At 53.5% G+C, this 15,056-nt stretch carries 16 protein-coding genes and 1 tRNA gene; 2 read left to right on the top strand and 15 right to left on the bottom strand.

Going from position 1 to position 15,056, the window contains the following annotated elements; translation table 11 throughout:
• Positions 1–1,323, top strand: coding sequence for a DUF362 domain-containing protein (locus C4520_02035; protein RJP25676.1), 1,323 nt, complete (start codon positions 1–3; stop codon positions 1,321–1,323).
• Between the two features lie 182 nt (positions 1,324–1,505).
• Here C4520_02035 and C4520_02030 read toward each other — a convergent pair.
• The 11 genes from C4520_02030 to C4520_01980 all read right to left on the bottom strand — a co-directional run bounded on the left by C4520_02030 (position 1,506) and on the right by C4520_01980 (position 10,207).
• A tRNA-Pro gene (locus C4520_02030) sits at positions 1,506–1,582 on the bottom strand.
• A 260-nt stretch (positions 1,583–1,842) separates the two neighbouring features.
• On the bottom strand, positions 1,843–2,202 hold the full coding sequence (locus tag C4520_02025; protein ID RJP25675.1) for a MerR family transcriptional regulator: 360 nt from the start codon (positions 2,200–2,202) through the stop codon (positions 1,843–1,845).
• Between the two features lie 97 nt (positions 2,203–2,299).
• Positions 2,300–2,572: an HU family DNA-binding protein gene (locus C4520_02020; GenBank protein RJP25674.1), complete on the bottom strand. Its 273-nt coding sequence runs from the start codon at positions 2,570–2,572 to the stop codon at positions 2,300–2,302.
• Between the two features lie 151 nt (positions 2,573–2,723).
• Positions 2,724–4,175 carry a glutamate--tRNA ligase gene (locus C4520_02015; protein RJP25673.1) on the bottom strand — a complete coding sequence of 484 codons (1,452 nt, stop codon included), beginning with the start codon at positions 4,173–4,175 and terminating at the stop codon, positions 2,724–2,726.
• Positions 4,172–4,651: a 2-C-methyl-D-erythritol 2,4-cyclodiphosphate synthase gene (locus C4520_02010; protein ID RJP25672.1), complete on the bottom strand. Its 480-nt coding sequence runs from the start codon at positions 4,649–4,651 to the stop codon at positions 4,172–4,174. Before C4520_02010 ends, C4520_02015 begins: the two co-directional genes overlap by 4 nt.
• Positions 4,652–4,656: 5 nt before the next feature.
• The gene (gene ispD / locus C4520_02005) at positions 4,657–5,406 is read right to left on the bottom strand and encodes a 2-C-methyl-D-erythritol 4-phosphate cytidylyltransferase (GenBank protein RJP25671.1); all 750 of its coding nucleotides are present in this window, start codon (positions 5,404–5,406) and stop codon (positions 4,657–4,659) included.
• Positions 5,403–6,404 (bottom strand): TRAM domain-containing protein, encoded by a 1,002-nt coding sequence (locus tag C4520_02000; protein RJP25708.1) that lies wholly within the window; start codon positions 6,402–6,404, stop codon positions 5,403–5,405. Before C4520_02000 ends, ispD begins: the two co-directional genes overlap by 4 nt.
• A 35-nt stretch (positions 6,405–6,439) precedes the next feature.
• A complete protein-coding gene (locus C4520_01995) occupies positions 6,440–7,264 on the bottom strand; it encodes a purine-nucleoside phosphorylase (protein RJP25670.1) in 825 nt (274 codons plus the stop codon).
• 31 nt (positions 7,265–7,295) lie between these two features.
• Positions 7,296–7,640, bottom strand: a complete 345-nt coding sequence (locus C4520_01990) for a DUF167 domain-containing protein (GenBank protein ID RJP25669.1) — start codon at positions 7,638–7,640, stop codon at positions 7,296–7,298.
• A gap of 69 nt (positions 7,641–7,709) precedes the next feature.
• On the bottom strand, positions 7,710–9,092 hold the full coding sequence (locus C4520_01985) for a sigma-54-dependent Fis family transcriptional regulator (GenBank protein RJP25668.1): 1,383 nt from the start codon (positions 9,090–9,092) through the stop codon (positions 7,710–7,712).
• Positions 9,089–10,207: a DUF4118 domain-containing protein gene (locus C4520_01980; GenBank protein ID RJP25667.1), complete on the bottom strand. Its 1,119-nt coding sequence runs from the start codon at positions 10,205–10,207 to the stop codon at positions 9,089–9,091. The genes C4520_01985 and C4520_01980 overlap by 4 nt, the downstream gene beginning before the upstream one ends.
• Before the next feature lie 348 nt (positions 10,208–10,555).
• On the opposite strand from C4520_01980, the gene C4520_01975 reads away from it, so the two are divergent.
• Positions 10,556–10,879: a hypothetical protein gene (locus C4520_01975; GenBank protein RJP25666.1), complete on the top strand. Its 324-nt coding sequence runs from the start codon at positions 10,556–10,558 to the stop codon at positions 10,877–10,879.
• A gap of 201 nt (positions 10,880–11,080) precedes the next feature.
• On the opposite strand, the gene C4520_01970 is transcribed toward C4520_01975, so the two are convergent.
• From C4520_01970 to C4520_01955, 4 genes are all read right to left on the bottom strand, one after another.
• A complete protein-coding gene (locus tag C4520_01970) occupies positions 11,081–12,043 on the bottom strand; it encodes a sugar kinase (GenBank protein RJP25665.1) in 963 nt (320 codons plus the stop codon).
• Between the two features lie 15 nt (positions 12,044–12,058).
• The gene (locus tag C4520_01965) at positions 12,059–13,075 is read right to left on the bottom strand and encodes a hypothetical protein (GenBank protein RJP25664.1); all 1,017 of its coding nucleotides are present in this window, start codon (positions 13,073–13,075) and stop codon (positions 12,059–12,061) included.
• Positions 13,072–14,064, bottom strand: coding sequence for a ribokinase (gene rbsK / locus C4520_01960; GenBank protein RJP25663.1), 993 nt, complete (start codon positions 14,062–14,064; stop codon positions 13,072–13,074). The genes C4520_01965 and rbsK overlap by 4 nt, the downstream gene beginning before the upstream one ends.
• A gap of 241 nt (positions 14,065–14,305) precedes the next feature.
• The gene (locus C4520_01955; GenBank protein RJP25662.1) at positions 14,306–15,025 is read right to left on the bottom strand and encodes an SEC-C domain-containing protein; all 720 of its coding nucleotides are present in this window, start codon (positions 15,023–15,025) and stop codon (positions 14,306–14,308) included.
• Between the last annotated feature and the right edge of the window lie 31 nt (positions 15,026–15,056).

The following is a 15,056-nucleotide window of genomic DNA, read 5'->3' as shown; positions in this document are numbered from 1 at the left end:
ATGAAACCGATCGTTTCTATCGTACGGTACACGGACGTTGGTTCGGTGGCGAACGCGATTCAAATGTGCGAGGGCTTCAAGGCTCTCAAGGCGAGCGACAGGGTCCTGCTCAAGCCCAACATCTGCACGGCGGGAGGCGGCTTCATCCCGCCATACGGAACCGTCACCACGACGGCAGTTGTGGAGGGGACGGTGCGCGCGTTGAAGGATTTCGGCGTCAGAGACATCAGCATCGGAGAAGGCACCGTCACCGACGAACTCGGCACGAATACCATGAAGGGCTACAAATGGATTCATTTCGATCGGCTGGCCAGGAAGTACGGAGTCAAGCTGATCGATTTCAACGCGGGACCTCACAAAAAGATCATGGTTGAGGACGTCCCCATGAACATTGCGGAGGCGGCCCTTGACACCGACTTTTTCATTAATTTGCCTGTCCTCAAGACGCACCAGGACACGAGGGTTTCCCTCTCGAGCAAGAACCTCAAAGGCTGCATGAGCCTGGCCTCGAAGAGATATTTCCATGGGGAACACGGCACCATTCATTACCGTATCTCCCGTCTGGTGGAAGCCGTGCCGCAGCACCTGGTCATCATTGACGGCATCTACGCGATGGAGAAGGGTCCCGACGCCACCATCGGCACAGGCCGCGCCCGCGGGATACTTGTGGCCTCAACCGATTTCCTGGCTGCCGACGCCGTGGGCGCTCGCCTGCTGGGAGCGAAACCGACTGAATCAGAACATCTCAGGATTTATGCCGAGCGTCACAAAAGAATGGACGTTCTCGAGAAGCCGGATGCGATCGAAGTCAGGGGGGAGCGAGTCGAGGATCATACTAAATATCTCGAATGGCGCTCGATAGCGGCCGAGGATATGCCGGCTTCAGGACACACCGGTTACGAGGTGCTGGCTTTTACCGACGCCGCATGCTCGCAATGTTTCGCCAACCTGTCGGGGCCGTCGCTGCTTCTCGCCGCCTTGAGCCGCAACCAGGATTTTAACGATCTGAGGATAATCTTTGGGAAAAGCTATAAGGAGGAACGCAACTCGCCGCGCACACTCTTGTTCGGCAACTGCGCCATCAAGTACAACAAGCATCTTGATAAAGCCATGCAACTCGAGGGATGTCCCCCAAAATTCTGGACGTCCTTCTTTTTCTTAACGGGACAGATGCAGAGCTTGCCCGGCAAAATCGCGTTCTATGGCCGGACGGCGCTCTATCTCTTGAAGGTTTCCTTTGGAATCGGGCTGCTTCCGCTGCCGCGGTTTCAAGTTTACAAGAATAACCCGGATTACCAGATAAAGCACTTCAGGCTCACATAACCAGTTGTTCTCGGGTTCCGGATATTTTATATATCGTAGTTTACATTATCAGGTGCATCGCCGTCGGAACCTTTCACGAGTCGGTCGATGACGTAAAGAAGGAGATGGGTCATATCTCTTACTGGAAAGGATTAAGGCCACTCGGGCTGCTTCCCAAGTGGCCTCAGATCAACGATCTGCCTGGGTCGGGGCGACTGGATTTGAACCAGCGACCTCTTGACCCCCAGTCAAGCACGCTAACCAACTGCGCCACGCCCCGATGGTGTCTTTCAAGCTTATTGTATCGCACGTTGAGGCAAAACTCAAGCTGAAGGCGAAAAGAACCGGTAGCCTTCCTGAACCTTCAGATTGTTCTTCTGTCCAAAGGCAAGATGCTCAACTCTGCGTTCTTTCCACTCCCCTATCATCCATTTTGCATTTCAACTTGAACCACTCCCGTCCAAGATGAACCGAAGGCGGTATTTTGAAATGCAAAATGAGATTCGGCGCCGCATCAGGAAAAGGGCAGGTTGAAGATTGTCAGACGCCCGAGTCGAGCATCTCGATGATATTCTGCAGCCGTCTCTCGACATCGGAAAGCGCATCGGAAAACGTGTGCGCCTTCTCCGCTTTTTCGGTCTCGATTTTTTCATCGCGCAGCTTCTTGCGCGCGCCCCGGATGGTGTAGCCTTCGCTATAGAGCAGGCGCTTGATCAGGCGCACCTTTTCGATGTCCTGCTGGCGATAGGCCCGGCTGCCATTGCGCCGTTTCGGCGGGTTGAGCGTGGGGAATACGTCTTCCCAATAGCGGAGCACGTGCTGAGGAATGTCGGTCATCGCGCTGACTTCTCCGATGGAGAAGTAGATCTTCCTGGGTGCTTTTCCATCCATGGTCACCACATCACCCGAAGCGCCCCCGATAACAGGCCTTCCCGGGGCATACCCCGACTGAGAAGCTTTCCGAATGAAGAAAAGAGCAGCCGCGATTCAGAAGGCGTTAGGACAGCGCTTCCTTGAGCTGGCGGCCGGCTTTGAACGAGGGCACGACTCGCGATTCTATCTGAATTGTTTCGCCCGTGGCGGGATTGCGGCCTTCACGGGCTTTGCGCCGTTTTATGTCGAACGTACCGAAACCGACGAGCGACACTTTCTCGCCGCGCTTCATGGTTTCGGTTATGGTATTCAGGATTATGTCAACGACCGTTCCAGTTTCCTTCTTGGTGAGGCCGCTCTTTTCTGACACGATGTCGACAAGTTCTTGTTTAGTCACTTCGACGTCACCCCCTGTTATCCTTTCCCCTGAGATTCGCCCTCGTGGAACTCGAACCAATATTTTGAGGCAACTTCTTGCGATCACTGAATCGGGCGTAATTCTACCAGAGCCTTTTGTTGAATGCAAGTTTTTTCTGCAGGTTACAGCATCAAAGCAGTTCCAGCACCCGCTCGACGCGTTGCAGGCATTTCTCTTTGCCCAGCAGTGGAATCGCCTTCGCCAATTCGGGGCCGTGAAGTCTGCCAGTGACGGCGGCGCGGATGGGCATATACAGCTCTTTGCCTTTCACGCCTGTGGTCTTCTGAATGGATTTTCCAATTGCCGATACATCGGTCAATTCAATTTTCTGCCGATTCCTCAACTCCTCCGCGAACGCAGTCAGAACACCCCTCGAGACAGCATTGGCTTTCAGATATTCGCGTGCGTCCGCTTCGAGGAGATCTTCGATGGTCTTGAAATACGGCGCCGCCTGCTCGACGCTATCGGAAAGCACTGCCATGTTTCCTCTGATAGAGACGGCGATTTCGCCGAGAGCGGCATCGCTATATGCGGACATATCGTAGCCCGCCCGCTCGAGGTACGGCCTGCAGAGCTGTCCGAGCCGCTCGGGCGGCATCTTGCGAATGTACGTGCCGTTGAGCCAGTCGAGCTTGGCGCGGTCGAAGATCGCCGCGCTTTTGCCCAGAACGTTCAGATCGAATTCCTGAGCAAATTCATTCATGCCGAAAACTTCGTTGCCGTCCGGCGGCGCAAAACCGAGGAGCGCAAGCCAGTTGACGAGCGCCTCAGGAAGGTAGCCGGCATCACGAAACTCCTCGACCGCCGTCGCGCCGTGTCGTTTGCTCAGACGCGCGCCATCGGGGCCGAGTATCAGCGAGAGATGGGCGAACTTCGGCGGGCGCGCGCCAAAGGCCTCGAAGAGCAGCACGTGGCGCGGAGTGTTCGAGAGGTGGTCTTCTCCCCGGATCACATGTGTAATCCGCATCCGCAAATCGTCGATCACGTTGGCAAAATGGAAAGTCGGCGTCTGATCGGCTCGCAAAATGACAAAGTCGCTGATGATGCCGCGTGCGAACGTGACGCGTCCGCGGACGATGTCGTCAACGATAATGGACCGGTCGTCGGGCACCTTGAACCTCACTACCGGCTGTCTTCCTTTGCTCGCGAACTCAGCCACCTGCGCCGCCGAAAGACTTCGGCACCGCTTGTCGTATCCGGACGGCCCCCCCTCCTTCAGCGCCAGCTTACGTCTTTCGTCCAGTTCGTCCGGCAGACAATAACAATGATAAGCGTGACCCGATTTCAGCAGCTCATCCGCCTTCTGTTTGTAGTTGGCGAAATTCTCCGATTGATGATATGGACCATACGGACCGCCTTTCTCGGCGCCCTCATCCCACTCCAGCCCCAGCCATTTCAAGGAAGCAATGATCGATTCAAACGACGCCATGGTCGAACGCACCACGTCCGTATCCTCAATGCGCAATATGAAGATGCCGCCATGACGCCTGGCGAACGCCCAGTTGATCAACGCCGTCCTCGCACCGCCAATGTGCAGGTAGCCTGTCGGACTCGGCGCAAATCTGACGCGCACTTCGCTCATTTTTCCTCTTCTACCAAGGCGACGGCGTGAACGCAGAGGGCCTCACCCGCGCCAATGGCCCCCAGACCTTCCGCTGTCTTTCCCTTGATACTTACCCGAGAAGGGTCGATGCCCAGTATGGCGGCGATATTTCGCGCCATCTCCTCCTTATGGGGCGCCACGCGCGGAACCTCGGCCACGACGACGGCATCGATATTTATGACGGCAAAACCAGCGGAACGCAGCCATGCAGCCGTCCGTTTCAGAAGTTCAAGACTCGAGATGTCCTTGTATGTCAAATCGGTGTCCGGGAATTTTTGGCCGATATCTCCGAGATTCGCGGCTCCGAGCAGTGCGTCGATGATTGCATGGCATAGTGCATCACCGTCGGAATGCCCGACCAAACGCCTGTTCAGCGGTATCTGTACGCCGCCGAGTATGATCCCGGTTTCCGATGGCGCCAAACGATGGATATCGTAGCCCAAGCCGATCCTCACGATAGTTATCTCCTTCTGAGCAACTCTTCACAGACAATGATGTCTTCCGGAGTAGTTACCTTGATATTTTCGTATGATCCCTCGACCACATGCACATCGACGCCGAGTCGTTCGACGATAGCCGAATCATCGGTAGCGGAGAAGAGATCGAATCTGGCTTTTTCATAAGCCTGCAGGATCAACTCGAGCCTGAAGCATTGCGGCGTCTGCACGAGGCGCAGGTTTTCTCGAACAAACGTTCGTTCGATGACACCCCGCTCGTTGCATTCCTTTACTGTATCTTTACTTCTGACTGCCGCGACCGCAGCCCCTACTTGGGCGGCCTTGGTTAGGGTATCTCGAAGAAGCGCCCGGGTTACCAGGGGGCGTGCGCCATCGTGAATGGCAACAAGATCGTAGTCGACCGGAATCTGTTCGAGGCAATTCTGGACCGACTCCTGACGGGTCCTACCTCCGGCGACAAAGCGGACGGAACCGAAAACTGGCGCAAGCGAATCGTGAAAGGCGGTTTCTTCTCCGGGCGGGCATGCAACGAGGATGCTCGAGAACAGTCCCACCTGTTGGATAGGATCGAGGGTCCATCCGAGCATCGGGCGACCGAGCAGAGGCAGCAACGCCTTTGGTTTTCCCAGGCGCATACGAATACCCTGTCCGGCGGCCGGCACGATTGCGGCGGCCCGAAAATAAAGGGTTGCCTCACTTGCGTCTGGGGAAGCCGCAGTTTGCTGGGCGGAGGGCGCCTTCAACGGGTTCATTTGATCTTGGTGAAGATCATCTGACCAGCCGACGTCTGGAGGACGCTGGTAACAGTCACCTTTACTTCTCTGCCGATCAATTTGGAGCCGTTTTCAACGACCACCATCGTTCCGTCATCAAGATAACCGACACCCTGTCCGGATTCTTTGCCTTCTTTGATGATCTTGATGATAAAATCCTCGTCCGGCAGTACGATCGGCTTCAGCGCGTTCGCCAGGTCGTTGACGTTCAGCACTTCGATTCCCTGGAACTGTGCGACCTTGTTCAGGTTGAAGTCGTTGGTGACGATTTTTCCCCGGAGCTGTTTCGCGAGTTTGACGAGCTTCGAGTCTACCTCGCGCACCTCGGGATAATCGACTTCGCTGATGCGAACGTCGATGGCCACCTGTTTTTGTATCTCGTTCAGGATATCGAGTCCGCGTCTTCCCCGGGTACGGCGAAGCGGCTCGGGCGAATCGGCGATATTCTGCAATTCCGCAAGGACGAACCGCGGAATAACGAGTGAGCCCTCGATAAAGCCAAGTTTGCAGATATCGGCCACGCGTCCGTCAATAATAACGCTCGTATCAAGCACTTTCGGCGAGGTCAGGGAATTACGGCCGAACGTTGGGGCGGGCAGAATCCTCAGGTCGCCCTTCTGCTTGAGTCCGACGGTGAAGCCGAGATATCCGAGGAAGAGCATGAGCACTATCGTTAAGAAGTGCTTGATATTGCTGAACACAACAAACGAGCTTGGAAGCACGAGGTCGAGCCATCCGACGATGAAGCTTGCAGTAACCATTCCAAGGATGAGTCCTACTGTTGGCGCGACTAACCCTTCAAAAGAAAAGTTCTTGATGACGAACTCGATGCCGATGATAAAGAATCCCACCGCACCACCGAGGAGCATTCCGAGCAGCGAATGCCAGGGTTGAAGTACTCCGAACGTGTTTCCGATGACATATCCAATGGAAGCACTGAAAACGATCAGAAGCACTCTTGCTACAAATGTAACCATCATTTCACCTCCTTTCCCTTTTTCAGACATATTTCTCATTTCATGGACGTAATGGTTTTACTGATGAGTCGGCCGAGCTTGGGTTCAGCCTCGGCCGCAACCTTTAGTATTATATCGATGTTAGCCGGTTTCAAGGCATCGGGAAAGCATTCGTCGGTGATGACGCTTATGCCGAGGACCTTGAGTCCGGCATGCACGGCGACAATGACCTCCGGGACGGTGGACATTCCCACGGCGTCGGCGCCAATGGATCGCAGGAATCGGTATTCGGCCCTTGTTTCGAGGTTCGGGCCGGGCACTGCGACATAGACGCCGCGCTTCAGAGGAATTTTCTCATCGAGCGCGACTTTCTCCAGCAGGTCGATGAGGCCGCTATCATAGGGTTCGCACATGTCGGGAAATCTCGGGCCGAGCCGATCGTCGTTTCGGCCGCGCAACGGGTTATCGTTCATCAGGTTGATGTGGTCGCTGATTACCATCAAATCTCCGGACTTGAATTGAGGATTCATGCCGCCGGCGGCATTGGAAACCACGAGCGTCTTGATACCGAGCGCCTTCATGACGCGCACCGGGAAGGTAACCTCCTGCATCGTATAGCCTTCGTAGTAATGAAAGCGGCCCTGCATGGCTGCAACGGGGTGTTCGCCGATTCTTCCGAACACCATTTGATTTTCGTGACTCATCACTGTCGAAACCGGAAAGTTCGGGAGCTCGTCGTACGGAAGCGCCTTTTTCCCTTTTATGGTTTTGACCAGCGAGCCCAGCCCGGTGCCGAGAATAATTCCGATCTCTGGTTTTATGTCGGTCCTTTTCCTAATTGAAGCGGTCGTTTCTTGTATCTTCTGAACCAGATCAACCACTTGATTCTTCTCCTCTTTCGTGAGTAGTAAGCTATGCCAACCGCAGCAGGTCTTCCAATCGCTTTACAACAGCGGCGGCATCCAGTCCTTGAAGGAGAATCCTTTTCCCCCTCGATTTGGAGCCGGAAATAACCTGGACGCGCCCCTTCGCAATACCGAAAACATCTGAGAGCAACTTTCGGCACGCTTCGTTTGCGGCGCCTTCAACGGGTGGCGCGGTTACCTTTATCTTCAGATAGCCTTCCACCGGCCCAATCAGCTCATTTCTTGCCGATTTCGGCTGAACGCAAACTGAAAGAACCACACCCCCCTGATTCTGTTCGAGGCAAGTCGCAAGAGCTTTTGCGCCATCCGAATTTTCTTGTGGTCGCGCGATTATATCACGTCCTAATTTACGTTTTCAATAAAATTTTTTCCCAATTAGCGGGAGATATCCGGAATTCGATTATTCTTTTTCTTCTGTTTGCTCCGGTTTCTCCACCCTCAGCGCATATTTTTCCATGCGGTAGATCAATGCCTGGCGCGTGATCCCCAGAAACTTGGCCGAACGCGTCTGGTTCCAGTTGTGTTTGCGAAGGCTATAGAGCAGGAGTTCTTTCTCCACATCATCCAGGTTCAAACCTTGTTCCGGTACATTCAGCAGGAAGTCGAGTCGCTGTTCAGCATTGAGAATATTATCGGGAAGATCTTTAACGGTCAGGCGGTCCGGGTGTTTCCGCAGCAAAATCGAGCGCTGAAGCACATTTTCCAGTTCGCGCACATTGCCGGGCCAGGAGTAGCGACTAAAGGCGATCATCACGTCGGGCTCGATCTTGCATTCCGCTGCGCTGAACTTGTTCTTGAAGTGGTGAACGAGGAGAGGGATGTCATCCTTACGCTCCCTGAGCGGCGGGAGCACAATGGGAACAACGTGTATCCGGTGGTACAAGTCTTCCCGGAAATCGCCGTTCTTGAGCATTTCATCGAGATCCTTATTGGTAGCGGCAACCACTCGAATATCGACCTTGATAGGTTTTGGATCGCCGACGCGCTCGATCTCCTTTTCCTGAAGTACGCGCAGCAGTTTCGCCTGAAGATCAAAGCGCAAATCGGCCACCTCATCCAGGAAAATGGTTCCACCGCTTGACAGCTCGAATTTTCCCACCTTATCGCTTACGGCCCCTGTGAAAGCCCCCTTTTTATGGCCGAAAAGCTCGCTCTCAAGGAGATTCTCAGGAATGCTCGAGCAGTTGACTGCGACGAAATTGCCGCCGGCCCGGGGACTGTTATAATGGATCGCGCGCGCGATCAACTCTTTGCCCGTTCCGCTTTCCCCCTTTATCAGGATGGTTGCGTCACTGGGGGCTACCCGCCTGATCATCTCAAAAACCTGCGCCATCCTCGAACTTCCGCCGATGATGTTCTCAAAACTGAATTTTTCCACCAGTTGCGCCTGCAAAAGTGAGGTGCGCGAGCGCAATCGCTTCAGATCAAGGGCCTTTTGGATGACCAGCTTCAATTCATCTCGATTGAAAGGCTTGGTTATATAGTCGTAGGCGCCCAATTTCATCGCTTCGATCGCATTATCGATAGTGCCGAAGGCGGTGACCACGATTACCAGCTTCTCCAAATCGCGCCGCTTGATCTCCTTCAGCAGGTCGATTCCATCGAGGCCCGGCATCTTTATGTCGGTGATAACCAGATCTGGCTCGTGCTCGTCGTACAGACGCAATGCTTCGCTGCCGTCTGATGCGGGAAACACGATGAAACCTTGCTGTTCCAGATTATAATGCAGCACCTTGCGAAGGCTCTCGTCGTCATCGACCAGCAGAATCTTTTCTGGTCTCATCGGCTGTCCTCCGAGTCAGGCAGAAACAAGGTGACACAAGTTCCATGCCCCACTTCACTTGAAACCTCGACTGAACCTCCGTGAGCTTTCACGATGCGCTTCACCATGGAAAGTCCCAGTCCGGTTCCGTCCTGCCTGGTGGTGAAGAAAGGTTCGAAAACACGTGAGAGATGCTCCGGCGCGATTCCCGCCCCTGTGTCTTTTACTTCAACGACAACACCTCCGGCGCCATCGGATTTTCTCAGGTAGCTCGCAAGACTCAATGTGCCTCCATCAGGCATTGCCGCCGCAGAATTCAGCAAAAGATTCAGGAGCGCCTGTTCGATTTGTGAGACATCAAGATCGAGTTCCGGCAGATCGGGAGCGAACTCAGTACTGATTGTGATATTCTTTCGTTTCATCTGCGATTCGACAATCTGAAGCATGCGTGAGAGGATTTCCTTCATATTTGCTTTTTCCCGGTTCAATCGCTGAAACCGTGCAAGGCGAAGGTAGTTCTCCACAACACGAGTCAGTCGATCAACCTCGTGCAACATTAATTTCGCGAACTCCTGCCGCTTCTCCTGAGGAGTTGTGATATCCTGCAGAATTTCAGCGGTCCCCCTTATTGATGCAAGCGGATTTCGAATCTCGTGGCTGATTCCTGCAGCCAATTCCCCCAAAGTGCTTAGCCGCTCCGCCTTCCGCAGTTGCTCCTCGGTCTCGATCATGATATTTGTCTGTTCATGAAGCTGCTCGTATGCGGCCCGAAGCTTTTCAGCCGTTCGGCGATAGCTTTCTCGCTCGCGCCGTTCCCGTTCGGAAAGCAATCCTGTCACAAGCCCGACCACGTTATAGATGACCAGTTCCAGCACCTTATGGGTGTTCGAGGTGAAGACATGTCTTCCCATCGGTCCGAGCACAACAGGAGCATACAATATGCTGACCGCAACGGCGGCAGAAATTCCTCCGATCAAACCATACCAGATGGCGGCCATCAGCACGGGCAGGAAGTACAACAAGTAATGTATATTGTGTAGTTCCATGTTTTCGTGGCTCACGCCTACAAGGTAATGTTGCGCTGTTATCGCTGCGGTGATAACAAGGATAATGGATAGCCTGGTTATGTCTCTCATCGCCGATGTCGACACTGGTTCCAACGGATACCACCACCGAAAGTATTGTACATTATCATACAGTTTATTCTACCGGAAGCACGGGCGACTTTGCAAGTTTAGCCAAGGCAACGGCTTGAAATATGGGGTAAAGTTGGTATGATATTTCTTCAGAATCCTCTTGACAAAGGCAAAACTGGGGACTATAATTGTTTAGTAAACAATAAACAGGATGAGCAACTTGAAGTTCGCCGGAGACATTTCGCACGGCAGGTGAGCAAGAAAAAATAAATGTGTTATTTTTAGAGAAGGTTTCGGTACAGAATAATTTCATAACGCATATTATCATCGAGTGAGGGAAATACAAAAATGAAAGGGAAAATGAATCCGCAGGTAACGATCCTTTTGAAACTTCATAAGCTGGAGAAGAACGGCAATGGAGTGGGGAAAGTGAAGGATTTTCGGTCTTTGGAAAAGCACTTGGACCCGACGCTGCTCAAACGTTATCAAAAACTGAAGGAGCGGAAAGGGACGGCCGTAGCGGTGCTTGAGAACGGGGTTTGCAGCGGTTGCCAAATGGTGTATCCGGATTCGCATGAGATGCTGCGGTACAAGAATTTCATTCGCACGTGTGAATATTGCGGCAGATTGTTGGTGGTAACGGAAAGAGCAAGCAAAACGAGTGTCGCTTAAATAAGATGGACTCAAGATTACTACATACGGAATCCACGCGCAGACGAATCGGAAATTTCGATGTAAAGAGTTGGGTCGCTGTCATTCATTTCGAAGCTACATCCACAGTTCAATCTTCTCCCTCGATATTCCTGTCAAGAAACCGATATATTTTCTAAAGTCCTCGTTTTTCCCGACCAGTTGCAGTCAGCCCGCAATCAGTCAGCGCTGTATAGCCGGTCGATCGTTCTGGAGGATTCCTTCAACATCAGCGCGTGAGATCCATGCAAGATCGCCCGGAATAGTGAATTTGAGGGATGACAGAGCGGAGGCAAAGTCAAGGCTGTATTGGACGTCGCGATTCAAGAATCCAAAGAGGAATCCCGCTGCAAAGGCATCGCCCGCGCCGACGCGATCCGTTTCCACCGCCAGAAACGTGCGAGAACGGAATATTTGGCCTTTGTGTCTGCAGAATGCGCCGTCTTTACCAACGGTGAGCACGACAGCGGCGCCATTGAAGCGCGACTGCAGATTCTTCAGGACGTCTTCTGGAGCTCCGCGCGCGCCGAAGACATTCGCTGCATCTTCATAGTTGACGAAAAGGATATCGACGCCAAGGCACAGCGGAGAAAGAATTTCGCCGGCCCGTTTGCAGCTCCAGAGTTTGGCCCTATAGTTAACATCGAAGGAAACGAGGGCTTTTTCTTTACGGGCTCGCTTTATCATCATTTCGACCAACTTGCGGCAGTTGCTGCTTAATGCGGCGGTTATTCCCGTGAGATGAACGATTTTTGCGCCTTTGAACAGCGACCAATTTATTTCCGACGGCTGAAGTGTATTGATGGCCGACGCCTTTCTATCGTAAGTGACGCGATGCGAGCGCGGCGGTTTGCCAAGTTCCACAAAATAGGTTGCGTTACGTCCCCTCGAGATCCATACGACGCCGGAAAGATCGACACCGTGGGCGGCAATTGAAGTATAGATTTTCTTTCCCAACGGGTTATCTGTCAGCTTGGAAATCCACGCGGTCTTCACTCCGAGACGGGACAAGGCGACGGCCACATTCGATTCGCTGCCGCCTATCGTAACATTGGCGGTGGTCGCTTGTTCGAAGGTCTGATGATCGGGCGGTGAAAATCGAATCATCGTTTCACCGAAAGTTACGACATCGACCGGAATCGCCATTCTCTGTCCTCCTGATCAATCAGCGAACTCGACCAGAACTTTTATTTCATTATTTGGCGACAGAAGCCGTTCGAAAGCGTCGGGAAGCTGTTCAATCGAAATCGTTTCGGTCACCAATCCATCTGTTCTCAAGACCCCTTTCTCGATTTGCTTCATTGAGCTGAGGAGGTCTTCTCTGACAAAACCGATCGTTGCCTGCATCGATATTTCATTAATCACCCACAAGACAGGATGTACGGTTGCCAGGTCCATGCAGACACCCACAAGAACGACTTTGCCTGCGCGCCTGACCAGATTGAACGCCTCCTGGGTTGTGTCCGGTATACCGACACATTCGAAGACGAAATCTACGCCTACTCCATCGGTCAGGTCGGCAAGCTTCCCCGATACGTCATCAGTCGGGTCCAGCACCAGATCGGCGCCGAAAGCCTTCGCCGCACGGGCGCGCGCCTCGACTCTTTCAGTCACGCAGACTACCTTTGCGCCTGCCAGTTTCAATTGCTGTAAGGCGCACAAGCCGATGGGTCCGGCGCCCATGATAAGGACTGTGTCGGCGATCTGGAATCCGGATAATCGAACGGCATGGAACGCAGTGGAAAATGGATCGAGCAGCGCCACATCGCGGAGGCGCATCTTCTCCGGCACCGGCAGCAGCATCGAAGGAAACACCTTGAGATATTCGGCGTATCCGCCCGGCATATCGCCGAGGCCGATGCCGCCGACCTCGCGGCACAGATTGGTTTGGCCTCGTCTGCACCAGAAGCATTTCCCACAGTAAAGTCCTCCATGGATACCGACCCTGTCGCCGATCTTCCATCCTTCGACACCGTCTCCCACTTCGGCGACGATGCCGGCGCATTCGTGTCCCATGATCGTATCCGGCGGCACCAGCCCGGTGGTATAGAGATGCAGGTCCGAGCCGCAGATTCCAACGTATTTCATTTTCAGGACGACTTCACCGGGGCCGGCCTTTGGGGCGGGTGTCTCCTCGATGACCATCTTCCGCCTGTCCTTCATAACTGCCGCTTTCATTTCTTCTCCCTTTCGATGTTTCTGGTTTCCATTGCACAAAAATCGGGAAGCAAGGAAGGCTCATGATTTTCGAGAAACGTCTGGACCTCGGCACGAGCGGGAAGCGAAGATTGCGCTCCTCTTCTTGTCACGGAAATCGCGGCCACCGCGGAAGCGAACCGAATTAATTTGGCGAAACTCGGGAAAAAAGAGTAGCCCGCGGCAAGCGCACCGACGAATGCATCGCCCGCGCCGGTGGTATCCTCAGCTCGAACAGTATATGCAGTTGCGCATTGGATTTTGTCTTCGTCGGAGAAAACGGCTCCGCGATCGCCCAGAGTAATGATTACCTTCTCGGCTCCCTGTTTACGGAGCGCCTGCAGAGCTTTTTCAGGGAAATCAGGCGACTGCGGATCGAGACCGGTGAGCGCTTCGGCCTCGAGCTCGTTGGGCACGAGGATGTGAACCTGTTCCAGCAGGCCCGGATCGAACGGTCCGGCAGGCGCCGGCGCCGGATTCAGAATGACGGGAACATTCGATTTGCGCGCGGTCTCTACTGCGCAATGAACGGTGGGGCGAGGTATTTCCAGTTGGATGACCACGAGTTCGGCCGAAGCGATAAGCGGCTGCGCGCACCGGATGTCCTCCGCATTGAGTTCCTTATTCGCGCCCCGCACGACGATGATCTGGTTTCTTCCCACGGAGTCCACGATGATCAGAGCGGTCCCACTCGAGCAATTACTCACCTGGCGCACGCAACTCGTGTTCACGCCTTCATCGCGAAGGTGCTGTGTCATCTCTTCGCCAAAGCGATCGTCGCCGACACAACCGACAAAACTGACCGGCGCACCCAGCCGGGCGGCAGTTACCGCCTGATTGGCGCCTTTGCCGCCGTAACTCGTGTAAAAGGTTTCACCGGCCATGGTCTCGTCCGGCCGTGGAAACCGGCTGGCCTTGACAACCAAATCCATATTGATGCTGCCGATGACGACGATGTCTTTTGTTTTCAAGCGCGCCCCCGGACAAAGGGTTTTTGGCTGAGATTGGTGAGATGATTATATAAGAAAACGGATGACGGGGCAAAAATTTGATTTTCCTATCTGAAGGAATGCGGAGGGGCTTGCACGAGCGATGAGGGTTGACTGCGGTCTGTTCCGCACTGACAGCACAAAAACGCCGCACGCCCAAAGCATAAAAGAAATCGGCAGGAGCGGGTTTCGCTCCTGCCGAAACGTATAAGCATCTCCTATTTCATCCGTGCAAGTCCGCCGCGGCCGTCGAAAGGACGTGCGCATGCGTTGAGAGGTACTGCGAAATATCGGAATCGGGATGTTCTTCTTTATGCTTCTCGAAGGCCGCATTTACTTCGTCCATCAATTTCTGTTTCTTTTCGGGCGCCAGGATAATCGGAGCGCCGCCGAGCTTTTGCTTTCCCCAGGAACTCGTCATGCGCGCAACGATGACCTCCCCTTGTTTCACTTCTTCGCGCGCGGTCTCGTCTTCTATTGAATGCTGTTGTCCGGTGAAAACATCGATAAGCGAAACGACATTCTCTTCAACCTTCTCGACCTCGAATGCTCCCAGTCTGGATTGTTTCCATTCATCGAGCAGTTTTTTCTGATCATCATCAAGATACCTGCCCCGAACCTCTCCGAACAACTGCATAACCGGTTTGCTCTCCTTCGAAAGCACGTGCTCGTGGATGAACCAATCGAGAAAACGAATGTTATCGAGCGGGTCCTGTTTTGGGAGGAGCGCTTTCCCGCTGGTATAGACGGAGTAAGCCTCTACCATTTCATCTTTAAACCGTGCACTCATGGCGAATTTGAGAATCTGGTTTCTGAGGCTTTCTTCGGCCCTGGCAGACCTGAACTCCTGCAAGTTAATTGATGTGTCCTTTGCCATACAGCATTTCTTATACTTCTTGCCGCTGCCACACAGGCAGGGTTCATTACGACCAACTGTTGCCATCTACTGTTTCTCCATTAACCCGTGGATTGAT

The sequence above is a fragment of the Candidatus Abyssobacteria bacterium SURF_5 genome (assembly GCA_003598085.1).
Classification (GTDB): domain Bacteria; phylum Abyssobacteria; class SURF-5; order SURF-5; family SURF-5; genus SURF-5.
This window is presented reverse-complemented; position numbering and strand designations above follow the sequence as displayed.

Coding starts and splice junctions, on each gene's coding strand:
- C4520_02035 (RJP25676.1), top strand. CDS start 1: ATGAAACCGATCGTTTCTATCGTACGGTACACGGACGTTGGTTCGGTG.
- C4520_01955 (RJP25662.1), bottom strand. CDS start 15,025: ATGGCAACAGTTGGTCGTAATGAACCCTGCCTGTGTGGCAGCGGCAAG.
- C4520_02000 (RJP25708.1), bottom strand. CDS start 6,404: ATGGTTACATTTGTAGCAAGAGTGCTTCTGATCGTTTTCAGTGCTTCC.
- ispD (RJP25671.1), bottom strand. CDS start 5,406: ATGAACCCGTTGAAGGCGCCCTCCGCCCAGCAAACTGCGGCTTCCCCA.
- C4520_01985 (RJP25668.1), bottom strand. CDS start 9,092: ATGAGACCAGAAAAGATTCTGCTGGTCGATGACGACGAGAGCCTTCGC.
- C4520_02015 (RJP25673.1), bottom strand. CDS start 4,175: ATGAGCGAAGTGCGCGTCAGATTTGCGCCGAGTCCGACAGGCTACCTG.
- C4520_01975 (RJP25666.1), top strand. CDS start 10,556: ATGAAAGGGAAAATGAATCCGCAGGTAACGATCCTTTTGAAACTTCAT.
- C4520_01965 (RJP25664.1), bottom strand. CDS start 13,075: ATGAAAGCGGCAGTTATGAAGGACAGGCGGAAGATGGTCATCGAGGAG.
- C4520_01970 (RJP25665.1), bottom strand. CDS start 12,043: ATGGCGATTCCGGTCGATGTCGTAACTTTCGGTGAAACGATGATTCGA.
- C4520_01980 (RJP25667.1), bottom strand. CDS start 10,207: ATGAGAGACATAACCAGGCTATCCATTATCCTTGTTATCACCGCAGCG.